Genomic DNA, 15,941 nt, shown 5'->3' with positions numbered 1-15,941 from the left:
CCTCATATTAGAAACCGTTAAAGGTGGGTGCCTCTACGGTGAATATATCGAGAGTTCCTAAATAAGCAGCAAGTACCAGAAGCAGGCTATATGCAAGGGTAACGAGCCCAGCTTGTTTGAGTACAGGGATGAGCTCTTTGCCATGAGTCGGAGCTAATACCACAAAACATGAGTGAAGTACCGGCCCTATCAGTACAAAAACTAACATGTACCAAGGATTCTCTGGAACAAGTATGAGAGTGATAGCTAAGGCACAGAGCATTTCAAGAACATAGATTCTGCGCGACCACTTCTGCCCAAAACGTACAGCTAGAGTATATTTTCCGCTTTCTTTATCGGTTGGGATATCGCGGATATTATTGGCCATCAATAATGCGCAAGAGAATAATCCAATAGATATTGCGCTCACCCAGCCGGTAGTACTTAAATGGGCGCTTTGGGTAAAGAGCGTACCAACTGTAGCAACAAGACCAAAATAGATAAAAACGTAGAGGTCCCCTAACCCCATATACCCATAGGGGCGTTTACCTCCGGTATATCCCCATGCTGCAAAGACAGCTGACGCTCCAATAGCTAAAAACCACCATTGTTGCGCAAGGAAGACAAGGTAGAATCCAGCAACCATAGATAACGCAAAACAACTAAAAGCCGCGTATTTAACATGGCTCGGTTTCGCTACACCTGAACCTACCAGACGTAATGGGCCAACTCTTACCTCATCTGTTCCTTTGATACCGTCTGAATAATCATTGGCATAGTTGACGCCTACTTGGAGAAAAAAGGCGACAAGAAAAGCAAGAAAAGCTCTGAACGGGTTAAACTTTCCTAATTCAAAAGCTGCAACTGAACCGGCAATAATGGGTGCCACAGCTAGTGGCAAGGTGCGTAGACGCGCCCCCTCAATCCATTGAGCCGGAGTAGCCACGTATTATTCCTTTCTTGCGGTACAACATCTAGTGGTGCTAGAGCACCTCTCATTCTCTCATACTGAACGAAACAGGAGTTGTTCTTCTGCAATCCTTGATGAAGAAAAAGTTTATTGACCTCATCCTTCACGCAATAGCGTATGGAGCGCTTCTCGATCTGGTTTTCCTGTGGAAAGTAGAGGCAAAGTGCTGATAACTCGGAGATATTTAGGACGCTGTGCAGGTTCTAGATTCTGGCATAACTGCTGTAATTGGGGAGATAATCGTGCTGGTGATTCTTCAGGGGCGTAGACGACGCACCCTACCGCTTGCCCCCATCGTCGGTGAGGAACTGGAAAGACAAAAGCAGAAACGACCGCAGGATGAGCTTCTAAACATTGTGCAATAGGGGCGGGAGCAATTTTTACTCCACCGCTAATGATGATGTCATCGGCTCGACCGTGAACCTCTAAAAACCCTTGTGATAAAGAACCAATATCGTCGGTACGATACCATCGTGTCCCGTTGTTCTCGTACCAAAAATGTTCAGCGGTACGCTGCGGCTGATCAAGATATCCGTGGGCAACGTGTTCTCCACCTAACCATATTCTTCCTGTTGTATCTTCTGGATGCTGTGTTTCAATACGAAGTTGAGTCGAGGACAGCGGGAGACCGTTATAGACGCAACCGCCTGCTGTTTCTGCACTTCCATAGGTGGTGAATATCTTAAGCTGATACTTTTGCGCTTTTTCACGTAATGAGCGCGAAGCTGGTGCCCCGCCTAGAAGAATGCCGCAGAACTCTTGTAAAAGTTCAAGGAGCTCTGGAAACCGTTGTGCATCATCAAGAAGCTGTTGTAACTGGGTTGGTACAAGTGACACCATTTTCGTCTTGGCTGTCATAGTGCGAGCACTTTGTAGAAAATCTTCACTACTAAAGTGCCTGTTGTGCATGATGGCATCAGTGATGACGGGGGTGGTGCCGTTGAGTACCGATCGAATGAGCACCTGTGCTCCGGCAATATAGTGCACGGGCAAACATAACAACCATTGTGATTGCTGAGAGCCTGTTGCTTGAGCTGTCGCTTGAGCAGAATGGACTAATGCTGAACGACTAAGAACCGTTGTTTTAGGTGCGCCTGTAGAGCCTGATGTGCCCACTAAAAGCGCAATATCTTCTGAGGTGTGAGGTGTTGCGGCGAAATATCTGTCAAAAAAGTGTAGGACGTCTGTTGGCGAATATGCGCGTGGATGTTGTGCCTCTAAACGCAATGCTCGTGAAATATCGGGGGTTGGTAGCCTAAAAGGCTGCAGTTGTGAAGGGTCAAAAGAGACAGTCATAGAGTGTTTTTCTGCAATGTTTTTCTAGACGTGTTGATAGAAGAAGACCTCAACGGCAGTCTTTTCCAACGTTTAGCGGTGGAGACTGCCGTTAAGGTTTCGTTCTTTTAGAAGTAGTAAGGGTACTCTTCCCAGCGGGGTTCACGTTTTTGGAGGAATGCATCTCGTCCTTCTACAGCCTCATCTGTCATATAGGCTAGGCGGGTTGCTTCTCCTGCAAAGACTTGTTGTCCGAGTAAACCGTCATCGGGAAGGTTGAAAGCAAATTTGAGCATGCGGATAGCTTGGGGGGATTGTCGTGCAATATGTGCCGCGTATTCTAGTCCTTTATGCTCTAGTTCTTGGTGTGGGACAACTTCATTAACAGCACCCATTTCATACATGCGTTGAGCGTCATATTCGCGTGCGAGGAAGAATATTTCACGAGCATTTTTTTGGCCGATTTGACGTGCTAATAGGGCAGAGCCGTAACCGGCGTCGAAGGAACCGACGGTGGCATCAGTCTGTTTGAACTTGCCGTATTCTTCGGACGCGATCGTGAGGTCTGCGACGACGTGGAGGGAATGTCCTCCGCCGGCAGCCCACCCCGAGACGAGGGCGATAACGACTTTGGGCATGGTGCGAATAAGCCGTTGAACTTCGAGGATGTGGAGTCGTCCGGCGTGTGCAGGGTCGATGCTTTCTGCGGTGTCTCCGTCTGCGTAATGGTAGCCGTCACGTCCTCGGATGCGCTGGTCTCCGCCAGAGCAGAATGCCCATCCACCATCTTTGGGGGAGGGCCCGTTACCGGTGAGCAGCACTGTTCCAACGTTGGAGGTCATTCGAGCGTGGTCGAGTGCACGGTAGAGTTCATCAACGGTGTGTGGGCGGAAGGCGTTGCGTACTTCTGGGCGGTTGAACGCGATACGTACAGCGGGGAGGTCTTTGATGTAGTTGCCGTTTTCGTCGCGGAGTACTTGCCGGTGGTAGGTGATGTCGGTGTATTCTTCAAACCCTTCGACGGTACGCCATTGTTGAGGGTCAAAAATATCAGATACAGTTTCGGGCAGTGTATAGGTCATGGGTTTAGTGTACCGTTGCGTTCTGTATCTTGGCTGGAAGATGAAGGATAAAGAACAGCTCAGGCGGCTACCACTGGTGTTTAGTGGTATCCGCCTGAGCTGTATTATGAGAAGTTTTAGTTCTTTGCCGCTAGCGCTGCTGCTTCGAACTCTTCGTCAATCTCTGGGTTGGGTGAGTATGTTGCATAAGAGATGGTCACAGCAAATACAAGGTTAACGATGAACCCTGGTGCAATTTCGTAGAAAGTGCTAGAGAGGGCTTCGTTATTTCCCCAGACAAATACGGTAATTGTTCCTGCAATGAGTCCGGCGATAGCTCCCCAGTTGGTGAGTTTTTTCCAGAAGAGGGATAGCAAAACGATGGGGCCGAAGGCTGCACCGAATCCTGCCCATGCGAAGGACACTAACTCGAGGATAGAGCTATTGGGGTTCCATGCTAGTACTGCTGCAATGATGGAGACTACAAGCACGCCCATGCGTCCGAGCCACAGTCCTTTTGCTGCTTCGAGTGGTTTTTGTGTGACAACTCCGTAGAGGTCTTCGGCAAGGGCTGAAGAGCAGACAACGAGCTGTGAAGAGAGCGTGGACATAATTGCGGCAAGAACGGCTGCCAGAATGAAGCCTGACACGAAAGAAGGTAGCAGTATCTGTGACATGTCGAGGAATACGGATTCTGCGTTTTTTGTATCGGTGAGTGCCGCATCGGGGTGTTTTGCAAAGTATGCGATACCGATTAATCCGGATGAGCAAGCTCCGATAACGGTGAGAACCATCCAGCCGATGCCGATACGTCGTCCTGCGATTGCGTCTTTAGGGGTGCGTAGTGCCATGAAACGCACGATAATGTGTGGCTGCCCAAAGTACCCTAAGCCCCATGCTGATGCAGAGAGAATCCCGATGAAAGATGTTCCTGCGAACAGTGAGAGCGCGGTGGGGTTGACCGCTGAAATAGTTTCGTATGCACCGCTGGGCCCACCCACGTAGAACAGCGCCAAGATAGGCATGAGGATGAGCGCACCTAACATGAGGAATCCTTGAACCATGTCGGTGTAGGATGCGCCGAGGAACCCACCAAAGAGAGTGTAGAGGACGGTAATTCCTGCGATGAGTAGCATTCCGACGTGGAAATCTAAGTTGAAGGAGGATGCGAAGAATTTTCCGCCGGCTACCATGCCTGAGGATGCGTAGAAGGTAAAGAAAATGAGGATGATGAGGGATGAAATGATCCGCAGGAGTTTAGTGTTATCGCGTAGCCTGTTGTGGAAAAAGACTGGTACGGTAACGGAATTTCGGGAAATTTCGGTGTAGCTGCGTAGTCGTGGAGCGACAACTTTCCAGTTGATCCACGCGCCGATGGTGAGCCCGACGGCAATCCATGCTTCTGCTAGTCCGGAGATATATAGTGCGCCGGGGAGGCCCATGAGGAGCCATCCTGACATATCAGACGCACCTGCAGAGAGTGCGGCGGTGGTGGGGGAGAGTGACCTGCCACCGAGGACGTAGTCATCGAGATTGTTGTTTTTAGTTTTTGCCCAGAGTCCGATGGCTATCATGCCGGCAAAGTAGATGACCAGCGCGGCAATCTGGAATGTAGTATTGCTCATTGAGGAGCCCCCTAGAGAATTGGGTATGTGATGTACGTAATAATAGCGCTAGACCTGAGTGGTTAACAGTTCACCAATAGGTGTTCGGGTCAATTTTACTGTTAAGAATAACCGAGCATGATATTTAAGAAAAACTTAATTCTAGTATATGAGAAACGCGCTGACACTCTTTCTATAAGTCAGCGCGTTTGCTTCATTCTTCTTCGACCTAGAACTATTTGAGGTCCTTGCTAATGATTGGTAACTGCTGAGTACGTGTAGAAACTACTACATCAAGTATTGCTGTATTAGCAGAAATCTTAATAGCCGATTTGTTCGTCTGCCAGACCAATAATGCGCCGGAACATGCAATCAATACGATGCCAACATAGGACCAAATAGAGAGTACCTGACCCAAAAGAAGCGTCCCAATAATTGCGCCGTTCACCGGATCCAAGCTAAATAACACTCCGATAACAGCAGGCGAGGTAATACGGCCAGCAATCGCGTCAAAAGAATATGTTACGACAACGCCTAAGAAACCAACCATGACTAATAAGAACCAACCGTTGAAGTCCACTCTCGGAAATGACGGTGCAGACCACGGCGTCAGCAATAATGCCGAGAAACAAATCGAGAGTGACAAGCCTTTGAGCCCACTCACCGCTGGAGAACCTTTAGTGCCAAGGTGAGCTGACAAGAACGTATATCCACCCATACATGTTGCACTCATCACCGCAAAAAGATAGCCAATAAGATGGCTACTCTCAAAAGTCGGCCCAGCAATGAGGGCAACACCGATTAAAGCACCTAACGAGATGAAACTATCTCGAATACGTTTAACGCCCAAAAGAGAAATAGCAAAAGCACCCAGATACTCAACAGTGACCGCAATTCCTAACGGGATATAACTAACAGCCATATAAAAACTGCCGGTCATAAGAGACACAACAAGACCATAAAGCAACACCTGCGGCCAGTCAGAAGCTTTAAGTGCGAATGGATTAGGGCGAACAATCAAAAAGAGGATAACTGCCGCAACTGCCATACGCATTCCCGTGACCGCAATGGGAGTGAACTGCTGAAAGAGGTCTGAGGCGAAAGCAGTAGATACCTGCAGACTGATTGAGCCGAGCATCACGAGAGCTAGAGCAGCAGTTCCGCGGTGCTCAGAGGGGATTTTTGCTGCTAGGGCATCTACGGTGAACTTAGCCAATACCACTATCCTTTCACAAACGGGTCAATAACAACCCAGGGCTGCTGACGTATCAGCTGGGGGGAAAATACTGTGAGCATCTCTGAAGCATTCTTTGGTAAAAGGCCCCCATGCTGAGGCTCTAACCGTGGAAGCGGAATAGAAGAAGCAATAAGCCGTCCAATCTCATCAATGCTCACACCTTGACGATACAACTCGGGGATAGTAACTGCACCATCTCGTTTTGCAAGGCGCTGACCGGCACTATTGAGCGCTAAAGGAACGTGCGCGTACTGCACTGGAGAACATCCCAAAAGCTGCGCAAGATACGCCTGTCGTGGGGCTGAAGGAAGTAAATCATCACCTCGAACAACCTGCGTGACCCCTTGAAAATCATCGTCAATTACTACCGCTAGGTTATATGCAATAGTTCCATCGTTGCGCACTAAGACGAAATCATCAACTACACCTGTGTATTCTCCGTAAAAAAAGTCATGAACCGTGTATTGAGAGCATTGAGAACGTAACCTCAATGCGGGGGTACGTACCTCTCGTCGGGCAGCACGCTCATCATCTGAGATGGAGCGACACGTTCCAGGGTAAGCCCCTGGGGCAGCATGAGGTGCCGTGGTTGCTTGCTGAATTTCTTTACGAGTACAAAAACACTCATAAACCATATGCTGTTCTTTAAGCTTTTCGACTGCTTGAAGATAGGCTTCTTGGCGTGTGGACTGGTAAAGCACCTCACCGGTATAGGTAATACCTAATTGGGTGAGGTCTTGTAATTGTCGTTGTGCAGCTCCTTCACGAACACGATCAAGGTCTTCGACACGCATGACCATGTCTCCGCCTTGGCTATGAGCCATAAGCCACGCTAAAAGAGCGGTTCGCAAGTTCCCTAAATGTAAATCTCCAGAGGGGGAAGGAGCGTACCGTCCGCGTATAGGGGGCGTCGATGTCGTATCTGTTGAAGGAAAATTGCCGAAGTCTATCACGGTCTATATGGTATCGGTCTTATGAATAATTGGGGGTAAAGCCTCATAAAATGCTGTGAGATGTATTGCGACATGGCATTTTATGGGTATAGAACACAACATATACCACCTAATGCAAGTACCGTAGAACACATGGCACGTACAAATGAAATATCAGATGGTGTGTACCTCATCAGCACGGATAATTACCGGCTGAACTCGGGTCTCATCGTCGGTGCGGAAAAAGCTATGCTCGTCGATACGGGAGCAGGGCCCCGTCAGGGAGCAGAGATTCTGCGTGCTGTTCGACGCATTACTGAACTTCCTCTGACGATTGTGAGCACACACGCTCATTTTGACCGTTTTATGGGAAATGCTGTTTTTGAAGCTGATGGTGCACAAGATTTTTGGGCGCACCCTCGAGCTGCACGAGCTATTGAGCTTTATGGCAATCTACAGCGTTCATATGTTGAAGTTCTTGAACCAGAGATGGCCCATCAAGAAGGCCCTAATACACACCTTGTTGTTCCTCAACGACTCTTACCGGGAGACGGAACCCGCGCTTCATTTACTCGAGTTGAGTTAGGGGATCGTGCGGTAACACTCTTCTATCTGGGACTGGCACATACCGATTCGGACGTGTTGGTCGGTGTAGATGACGTTCTCTTCACCGGAGACGTCGTAGAACAAGGTTCTGACCCCGCTTTTGACGACTCTTACCCGCAACTATGGGTATCGACTCTGCGTCATTTAGCTGAGCTTGATAGATATCGGGTTTTTGTTCCGGGACATGGTATCCCCGTAGAGCGTACTTTTATTGTTCGTATGGCAGATACGATGCAAGATGCAATTGACCGTATTAAAGGTTCTGCTCTCAATACAAGTGCCGGCGTAACCACCGCTGCAATGTACCAATTACCGTACTCTGGTGGAGCAACCCGTATTCTTCTAGACCGCATGAAGTGGTTAGAGAATCAGGAACATAAAGGCCAAGGCTTGAGCCAGACGACTTTTGACGATCATCCGAGTGGGCTTACCGGCCCTATCACCACAGGACGTAGCTTATAGCGTGAGCTCTTGAGCTGTTAATGCGCATGGGGTGGGATAGAACATTCTTGTTCTATCCCACCCCATGTTTTTTAGTAGGTCCACACTTTCGTGTAATAGGGGGAACGTATCTTATTCTGTGGTCTCAAAAGAGTAACAAGCCATGATGTGCTAAACGAGATAACCGTAAGAATCATGCAGGTTGCTGCGCTAAGAGCACAACCGGGAAAAGGCGAATAAATCGTAATGGCGTAGAGCGCTAAAGAACAGAACCCAAGAAAAGAACCAGCAATGCTTAACAGGGGGATAAGAATTAAACCGCTCCGTTGAGTGTTACTCATATCGAGTTCCTCAGAACGCACAAAACGTAGAATGGCAAGGCCAATAACAGTCCAGAGGGATACTAAGAGAACTGCCGTGATAACGTCCGCTGGGCGGTGCCACCCATTGACGATAGTAGAAAACCCTGTCGCTGCGGTAAGAATTGCAGAGATCAGAGCGACTAGAGGCCGAAGTTTTTTAGGAGCTGCTAGAAAAAGTGCAGAGCCTGCAGCTGCTGCCACGGTGGTGTGCCCCGATGGTGCAGAGTTCAGAACGGCTTCTTGGATACCGTAGTTAGGTTTGGTAATGAGATGGTATTTGAGTAGATAGGCTGAGAGATAGGAGCACATCGCAATACCGAGGCCTATGAGTGAAGGCACAAAACGATGTTTCCAGATAACGACAAAAATCAGTCCGATGATAGCACTTATTACAGCGACCGTTGGAATGAAGTTGAGTATTCTCTCGGTAGGTTGTTGATAATCGGTGAGTTGGTAAGAAAACTCTGTAAAAGCGATTTCGTCGAGACGTTGGCCAATACTTGTTTTAACGAAGAAATAAAAAGAGCCAGTCAACGCAGTGCTGAGAAGAAGAAAAACAAATACGTGTTGCACCATTGCCCAGAAGGTGGGCCGTGTCCGTCGAAGGTGACTTGGCGTCAGTTCTTTAAGTGCTGACGTGCTCAGGGCAGATGTGTGCTCTGTGGGAAAACGCGCTGTTGGTGTGGTGGGTAGAACCTGAGTTGTCTGGTCGCCATGATGGGATTGGCGGGGCTGTTCTTCTCTGTACATAAGAGCGTACGAACTGCCTTTCTGCTGGTCTACGGTCGTGGTCATTGTGTTTGAGAGCCACCATTATTGTTGCAGAAAGTTTTGAAGTTTTCCTGACAAAATGGTGTGCGTTTCACGAACCCTGCTCCTAGGTACTGTATTTAACGGAAATTTTAGTTTTTCGGCGATTAGTTATGATGGGGATACGGAACTATTCTCTCTTTGGTCTACGAAATGAGTCTCATGGAACCTTCTGCGTCCTCTATCTGGAAGACAGGTACTTTGCCACAATTATCGGAGGTGCTTGCTCATAGCGTTGTGGTGCAAATACCAATGCGAGTGAAGTTTAGAGGGGTTCACTTTCGCCAGACGATGTTGTTTGAAGGAGAATCTGGCTGGGGTGAATTTGCTCCGTTTCTTGAGTATCCACCGGAAGAAGCTGCGTATTGGTTGTCATCAGCTTTAGAATCTGCATGGCTAGGGTTCCCCGAACCGATACGTTCTACCATTCCTGTCAATTCAACGTTGCCAGCGGTGGATGCTGGGCAGGTTCCTGCGGTTCTTGGCTGTTATCAGGGGAAAATCCGCGAGGTGAAGATTAAGGTTGCGGAGCGAGGGCAGAGCTTAGCCGAGGACATTGCACGAGTTAGTGCTGTACACCGGTATGCTCCTGATACGCGTTTAAAAGTTGACGCTAACGGAGGCTGGAGCATGGATGAAGCGTTTGAGGCAATACAACGTCTTGAAGAGTTTGACGTGTTGTATGTAGAGCAACCTGTTCAATCGGTCGATGAGATGGCGCGTTTGCACGCGAAGTTACGTGAGAAAGGTGTCGGTACGCTTATCGCTGCGGATGAATCGGTGCGTAAAGCGCAAGATCCTTTGCAAGTGGCTGAGCGTGGCGCTGCCGATGTATTGATTCTTAAAACGGCGCCCTTAGGCGGTGTCAGACGCGCTCTTGAGGTGTGTGAGCAAGCCGGACTGCCGGTGGTTGTTTCTTCTGCTTTGGAAAGTTCGGTTGGTATTCGTTCGGGTATTGCTTTGGCGGCCTCTTTACCGGAGCTTCCTTTTGGCTGTGGTCTGGGGACGGTCTCTTTGATGTCTTCGGACGTGACACGAGATTCGCTGTGCGCTCGCGATGGGGTGATTCCTGTGCGTGATGTTGAGGTGGATAAAGCGTTAGTTTCTTCTTTGTCGGTGGACGAAGATGTGCGTCGTTGGTGGCATGAGAGGGTGCGTCGTTGTTATCGGGTGTTAGAAGAACGTTTGTGACGTTGTCTCGCTCGGTAGCACCACGACACCGCTTGTGTGAATAAAATCACTTTTATTGGTGTGGTGCTTTTTGTGTCCGCGTAAAAGGGTAGTTTTTCAATCTTTTTTTGATAGCTACATTGTTTTATGTATTTGTCTATTATTTTTCATTGAAATGTTTTTATGTTGAGTTTTTAGCTCTAATTCGAAAGGTTTTATGGTGATATTTAGCGTCTTGAGGACTTTCGTTTTATTTAAACTTGCATAAGTTTCTTATGAATAGGGGACAAATGTCGCCTTACGCTCCGCTTTTTTGGTATTTTTGTCCCCATAGAGGTCTACAGGTGGACGCATAACTGTGTTACTGTGGTTTTCGCAAGATAAATGCTTCACGGCAAAGAGGTCTTGGACGCATTCGAAGTTGGATGCCCCCAAATACCAGCGCCAATGCGTCAACCACGATATTAGAGGTAAAGAAAATGTTTCTACTGCAATCTTCCCCTAAAACTATGAAATCACACTCAGTAAGCACCAAGATTGTCAAGAACTTCAAACAGATTTTCATGACTCCCGAACTCACTGAAGAAGAACGCTGGAACCTCTATTACGACTACTCTGCGGTAACTGCCAAAACTGCTTCTTCATAAGGCAGGACCGGCAACATTATCACTAGCACTTTAATCCATGATTAGGGGTGCTTTATTAAAGTAAAGAAACTTTAATAAAGCACCCCTAACGTAGATTAAAAACATTTTTTACATATGAACTAACCCACAATAGTTCTTAAGAAAAACTCAACTTTTCGCGCACTCTCACCAGAGACAGTAGAATAGCAACGTGACTTCAGCCGACGAAAATGCTCCCATCCCAGAATCGCTTATCAGCGCAATCTCCGTTCTCGACTCGCTCGTTCGTGCTGGTATGGAACATATCGTACTTTGCCCCGGCTCACGTAGCGCACCCCTCGCCTACGCCATTGCTGCCCTTGAACAAGCAAATATTCTGCACGCACACGTCCGTCTCGACGAAAGAAGTGCCAGTTTCCTTGCGCTCGGAATAGCCAAAGCCACGCAACGCCCTGTCGCCGTAGCCACCACATCAGGAACTGCCGTCGGTGAACTACTGCCTGCAATGATGGAAGCCTTCCACAGCGGAATCCCTCTCCTCGCCTTAACCGCAGACCGTCCTCAACGCCTCCGCGGAACTGGCGCTAACCAAACCACCTACCAACCTGGTATTTTTACTGCATTTGTACGTGCTCAAGCTGATCTCACCCAATACCCAGAATCACCGGCTGGAGAACAAACTCAACATTTTTCAGAAGTCCTTGCAGCCCTCAGCGGACGCGACCCACAAAATTGGAATCAGCCCTCTCAAACCCCCATCGGGCCTGCACATATCAATCTTTCTTTTGACACTCCGCTAACACCGCCTGCCGGCAGCGCACCATTGCTGAACCAATGGGCTAACACCCTTAAAAACCGCCAAGAATACTCTCCTATTTCTCGCGTCGATACAACAGCAGAATCCTTCTTAGCTGAAGAATACCGCCCCCAAAACTCCTATAAAACAGTTGTTATTGCAGGAGACGGAGCCGGCTCAATCGCTGAAAAATTTGCGCGAAAACTTTCTTTACCTCTTCTTGCTGAACCATCCTCGCACGCTCGCTACGGAGAAACCGCTATCGAGGCATACCCGAAAGTGCTTGACACCTCTTTGAGCGAAGAAATAGAACGGGTCGTGCTCTTTGGGCACCCGACTCTCACTCGCCAAATTAGTTCTTTACTTCAGCGTCAAGACATCCGCAAAGCCATATATATGGAAAAACCTGCTAGCTGGTGTGAAACCTCAAAACGAGACGAAACAATATACACCACTCTCGTCGAACTAGCAGAATTCTCAGGGCATGGAGTAACAGAAACTGCTCAATCGGCTAAAAGCTGGCTACAACGTTGGAAAGACTCAGGTAGAGAATCTCGCCAACAATTGCTGAATTCTCTCGAAAACTACCGCAATAATGGAGAAACTCACGAACGCTTAAGCGGAATGTCTTTAGCTCTTGAAGCATGGAATAAGGCTCTTGAACATCATGAAATTCTTGTATGCGGATCATCAAACATCATCCGTGACCTTGACCTTATTGCCCCCAGCGCTTCAAAAACACCGAGAGTTTATGCATCTCGTGGATTAGCTGGAATTGATGGGATGATAGCTACCGCAAGTGGCATTTCTTTGGGCGGATATGGGAGAGAAACAGAATTCTCTACCGCTGAATCTGCTGACCCCGTGCACCTTATCTGCGGAGATTTAACGTATCTTTATGATGTGTCTTCTTTGAACATCGGCGCATACGAGCTGACTCCTCAACTGCATATTGATGTTCTTGACGATTGCGGAGGCGGTATCTTCTCAACGCTTGAACACGGAGAACTTGCGCAAGACCCTGCCTATACTCACACCGTAGAACGATTCTTTAGAACACCTCATCGTGTTCGACTCGAAGACCTTGCTCATGCTTATCAGCTCCCTGAGGGAATGAGCGTTACAATCCATCACGTGGAGGACTCATGGCAGGAACACATCAAGGGCAAGCCCTCATCTTCAAAGGACTAACAGAATTACTGCAACCATTAGAACATAAGGGTAGAGCACAAAAAATTGTGGATGCTCAGGGCGCTAGCGTGACGCTTCTTGAACTAGCACAAGGACAAAGCTGGAAAGAACATCACAGTATTCACCCCATTATTGTGCAAGTGCTCAAAGGAAAAGTACGGTTGACCGTTCGCGGGCAGAGCCGCACCTTGATTCCTGGGCAGATAATTCATCTAACAGATCACCTTCTTCACCAAGTAGACGCTGATACACCAGCGACGGTGATGGTTATTATGCTTACGGGCGAGAACCCTGACCCCAAAATTCAGGTTCCTGCTGAGCAACTATAACCATTGCTGATAGCTGTTCAAGAATACTATTGAGCTCGAGTCTGCGTTGGGTGTAGAACACGAGATAAAAAGTCTTGAGTTCTCTCTTGTTGTGGGGAACCAATGACTCGTGAAGCTGGACCTTCTTCGACAACAACGCCTCGATCCATAAAAATGACGCGGTCTGCTACATCTCGTGCAAAGTCCATCTCGTGGGTTACCACAATCATGGTCATACCCTCTTCAGCAAGTTCTCGCATGATGGTGAGTACTTCACCAACTGTTTCGGGGTCTAGCGCTGAGGTTGGTTCATCAAAAAGCATAAGCTGAGGGTTCATCGAAAGTGCCCTAGCAATAGCCACTCGCTGTTGTTGTCCGCCAGATAGCTGTTCTGGGTATCGCTGTGCTTTATCTGCCAGACCGACTTTTTGAAGATTTTTAAGCGCGATGTCTTTGGCTTGTTGTTTGTCTCGTTTAAGAACTTTTTGTTGTGCAACAGTGCAATTTTCAAGGACTGTCAGATGAGGAAAGAGGTTGAATTGCTGAAAAACCATCCCCACCGTCTGCCGTAGCGCGTTGATATCAACATCTGGGCTTAACACATGATGTCCGGCGACAATAATCTCTCCTTGTTCAGGAGTTTCGAGAAGGTTGATGCACCGTAGGAGTGTTGATTTACCAGAGCCTGAAGGTCCAATAAGACAAAGGACTTCTCCGGGCTGAACGTCGAGGTTGATACCTTTGAGCACTTCTACAGCACCATAGGATTTATGCAGATTAGAAATATGAACTGAGGATGCAGGGTATTGAGTCGTCATAGTATTTTTCCGATACGAGTTAGCGTCGTGTGGTGGTCTTGAAACGAGATTCAAAATAGCGGGCGAGGAAGCCTAAAGGAATAGTAATGAGCAGATAGCAGAACCCTGCTACGACAAGAGGTGTCAGCCCCGCATTTGCGGCGGAGAGCCCTTCTCGGCCAAACTTGGCTAATTCGTATTCGGAAATAGACATCCCCAATAGATAGACCAGTGAAGAATCTTTGGTCAGGAGGATAATTTCGTTTGTTAACGGTGGTAGCACGATGCGGAAGGCCTGAGGGATGATAATGGTTACCATTGCACGGGGGTGGGACATTCCAAGTGAGCGCGCTGCTTCATATTGTCCACTAGGTACTGCTTGTAGCCCTGCTCTGAGCACTTCGCCAATGTATGCGGCAGAGACAATACCCAACGCCAGCATGATAGTGATATAGCTATTGAACCTTACATGGAATGCAAGGGGAATGCCGTATCCGAACGCGAGGAATACTAATAGTGCTGGTATTCCGCGGAAAAGTTCAATATAAATTGATGCTATCCAACGGTAGGGCGCGATAGATGATATTTTCATCAAGGCCAAGACCACACCTAATGACAGTCCTAAGCTAAATCCTAACGCCGTATAAATAATAGTATTTTTGAGCGCGATGGTGATGACCGATGGGAATTGCTCTGCGATAACAGTTGGGTTGAAAACCTGTTTGTAGAGGGTATGCCAGTCTGCTAGGGCAGCGAGCACTAAGATAATGATTGCTAGTGCTGCATATTGAGCGTATCTGCTGTAGGTCTGTTTTTGACGTAAGGTCAATGCCATGGAATGTCCTTTATTCCCCGTGCGTTAGAGTGATGTGTGTGAGCGCACTAATCTGAAGGTGGTGTGGTTCGCGGGCTACTTTTGTGTGGAGACTCCGAGCCATTTTTCTTGAAGCTTTGCTAATTCGCCGTCTTCTTTGAGGGTGGTGATAACGTTGTTCGCTTCGTCGAGAAGTTTTTGGTTATCGGTGGCGACCGCTGCAGCAATTTCTTCGTGCGTGTTAATTTCTTCTGCAAGTTTCAAGGAATCATCTGAGGTGAGTGCTTGAGAAATCACGGAGATATTGGCGATGACAGCTTGTGCCTGACCTGTTTGTAGAGCTTGAATCATCAGCGCTGCGTCTTCGTATTGGACGGTGTCTGCGTGATGTTCTGTAGCGTATTTTTCTCCAGAGGTTGCTTGTTGTACTGCAACTTTTTGATCTTTGAGGTTGTCGGCGTTGGCGATTGTTGAATCTTTAGGTACGAGAATGCCGAGATTATCGTTGAGATACGGTTCGGTGAAGCTCATTTTGGTGGCTCGTTCTTCGGTTTTAGTAATGCCGGAAATGGCGATGTCACATTGTCCAGAAGAGAGAGCTACTCCGGAGTCGAGTCCTTCAAAGCCGGTGTTGGAGATGTTGAGTTTAAGTTTGAGTTTGTCGGCGATAGCTTGTGCAATGTCCATGTCGTAGCCAACAATTTTTCCGTCTTGTTCGAACTCAAAGGGTTTGTAGGGGCTGTTGGTGCACACCGTGAGTTCGCCGCTGGTAACGAGTTTTGGGTCGCCTTCTGCGGTGGTTGAGTCTGTGGACTGGCATCCTGTGAGTGTTAGGGCGCTGAGCGCGAGAATGGTGACGGTGGTGGAGAGGGTCTTTTTCATGGTGTGTTCCTTGAGACGGGTTATGTTGTTTGACGCGTTATGCATGGTGTGTGCTCAACGGTGTTAAACATCCTAACGCA

Annotated in this window: 15 protein-coding genes; 5 read left to right on the top strand and 10 right to left on the bottom strand. The window is 48.1% G+C overall.

Features of this window, described 5'->3' with window-relative positions; translation table 11 throughout:
- Window positions 1-7: 7 nt before the first annotated feature.
- From ACN083_RS00885 to gluQRS, 6 genes are all read right to left on the bottom strand, one after another.
- Window positions 8-925: a 1,4-dihydroxy-2-naphthoate polyprenyltransferase gene (locus ACN083_RS00885; RefSeq protein ID WP_419100950.1), complete on the bottom strand. Its 918-nt coding sequence runs from the start codon at window positions 923-925 to the stop codon at window positions 8-10.
- Window positions 926-1,045: 120 nt separating this feature from the next.
- On the bottom strand, window positions 1,046-2,245 hold the full coding sequence (locus ACN083_RS00880; RefSeq protein WP_419100949.1) for an AMP-binding protein: 1,200 nt from the start codon (window positions 2,243-2,245) through the stop codon (window positions 1,046-1,048).
- A 107-nt stretch (window positions 2,246-2,352) separates the two neighbouring features.
- On the bottom strand, window positions 2,353-3,306 hold the full coding sequence (locus ACN083_RS00875) for a 1,4-dihydroxy-2-naphthoyl-CoA synthase (protein ID WP_419100948.1): 954 nt from the start codon (window positions 3,304-3,306) through the stop codon (window positions 2,353-2,355).
- A gap of 116 nt (window positions 3,307-3,422) precedes the next feature.
- A complete protein-coding gene (gene putP / locus ACN083_RS00870) occupies window positions 3,423-4,910 on the bottom strand; it encodes a sodium/proline symporter PutP (protein ID WP_419100947.1) in 1,488 nt (495 codons plus the stop codon).
- Between the two features lie 214 nt (window positions 4,911-5,124).
- Entirely contained in the window at window positions 5,125-6,105 is a 981-nt protein-coding gene (locus ACN083_RS00865) for an EamA family transporter (RefSeq protein WP_419100946.1), read from the bottom strand.
- 5 nt (window positions 6,106-6,110) lie between these two features.
- A complete protein-coding gene (gene gluQRS / locus ACN083_RS00860) occupies window positions 6,111-7,079 on the bottom strand; it encodes a tRNA glutamyl-Q(34) synthetase GluQRS (RefSeq protein WP_419100945.1) in 969 nt (322 codons plus the stop codon).
- Between the two features lie 132 nt (window positions 7,080-7,211).
- On the opposite strand from gluQRS, the gene ACN083_RS00855 reads away from it, so the two are divergent.
- Window positions 7,212-8,126, top strand: a complete 915-nt coding sequence (locus tag ACN083_RS00855; protein WP_419100944.1) for an MBL fold metallo-hydrolase — start codon at window positions 7,212-7,214, stop codon at window positions 8,124-8,126.
- A gap of 71 nt (window positions 8,127-8,197) precedes the next feature.
- Here ACN083_RS00855 and ACN083_RS00850 read toward each other — a convergent pair whose 3' ends face one another.
- Window positions 8,198-9,262, bottom strand: coding sequence for a phosphatase PAP2 family protein (locus ACN083_RS00850; protein ID WP_419100943.1), 1,065 nt, complete (start codon window positions 9,260-9,262; stop codon window positions 8,198-8,200).
- A 177-nt stretch (window positions 9,263-9,439) separates the two neighbouring features.
- On the opposite strand from ACN083_RS00850, the gene ACN083_RS00845 reads away from it, so the two are divergent.
- The 4 genes from ACN083_RS00845 to ACN083_RS00830 all read left to right on the top strand — a co-directional run bounded on the left by ACN083_RS00845 (window position 9,440) and on the right by ACN083_RS00830 (window position 13,389).
- A complete protein-coding gene (locus tag ACN083_RS00845; RefSeq protein ID WP_419100942.1) occupies window positions 9,440-10,468 on the top strand; it encodes an o-succinylbenzoate synthase in 1,029 nt (342 codons plus the stop codon).
- A 488-nt stretch (window positions 10,469-10,956) separates the two neighbouring features.
- On the top strand, window positions 10,957-11,094 hold the full coding sequence (locus ACN083_RS00840) for a hypothetical protein (RefSeq protein ID WP_419100941.1): 138 nt from the start codon (window positions 10,957-10,959) through the stop codon (window positions 11,092-11,094).
- 190 nt (window positions 11,095-11,284) lie between these two features.
- Window positions 11,285-13,060 carry a 2-succinyl-5-enolpyruvyl-6-hydroxy-3-cyclohexene-1-carboxylic-acid synthase gene (gene menD / locus ACN083_RS00835; protein WP_419100940.1) on the top strand — a complete coding sequence of 592 codons (1,776 nt, stop codon included), beginning with the start codon at window positions 11,285-11,287 and terminating at the stop codon, window positions 13,058-13,060.
- Complete coding sequence (locus tag ACN083_RS00830; RefSeq protein ID WP_419100939.1) at window positions 13,015-13,389, top strand: cupin domain-containing protein; 375 nt, start codon at window positions 13,015-13,017, stop codon at window positions 13,387-13,389. The genes menD and ACN083_RS00830 overlap by 46 nt, the downstream gene beginning before the upstream one ends.
- 26 nt (window positions 13,390-13,415) lie before the next feature.
- Here ACN083_RS00830 and ACN083_RS00825 read toward each other — a convergent pair whose 3' ends face one another.
- The 3 genes from ACN083_RS00825 to ACN083_RS00815 all read right to left on the bottom strand — a co-directional run bounded on the left by ACN083_RS00825 (window position 13,416) and on the right by ACN083_RS00815 (window position 15,861).
- Window positions 13,416-14,186, bottom strand: coding sequence for an amino acid ABC transporter ATP-binding protein (locus tag ACN083_RS00825; RefSeq protein WP_419100938.1), 771 nt, complete (start codon window positions 14,184-14,186; stop codon window positions 13,416-13,418).
- 19 nt (window positions 14,187-14,205) lie between these two features.
- Window positions 14,206-15,000, bottom strand: a complete 795-nt coding sequence (locus ACN083_RS00820) for an amino acid ABC transporter permease (protein WP_419100937.1) — start codon at window positions 14,998-15,000, stop codon at window positions 14,206-14,208.
- A 75-nt stretch (window positions 15,001-15,075) separates the two neighbouring features.
- Window positions 15,076-15,861: a transporter substrate-binding domain-containing protein gene (locus ACN083_RS00815; protein ID WP_419100936.1), complete on the bottom strand. Its 786-nt coding sequence runs from the start codon at window positions 15,859-15,861 to the stop codon at window positions 15,076-15,078.
- Between the last annotated feature and the right edge of the window lie 80 nt (window positions 15,862-15,941).

The sequence above is a fragment of the Rothia sp. CCM 9418 genome (assembly GCF_048512825.1).
Taxonomy (GTDB): domain Bacteria; phylum Actinomycetota; class Actinomycetes; order Actinomycetales; family Micrococcaceae; genus Rothia.
This window is presented reverse-complemented; position numbering and strand designations above follow the sequence as displayed.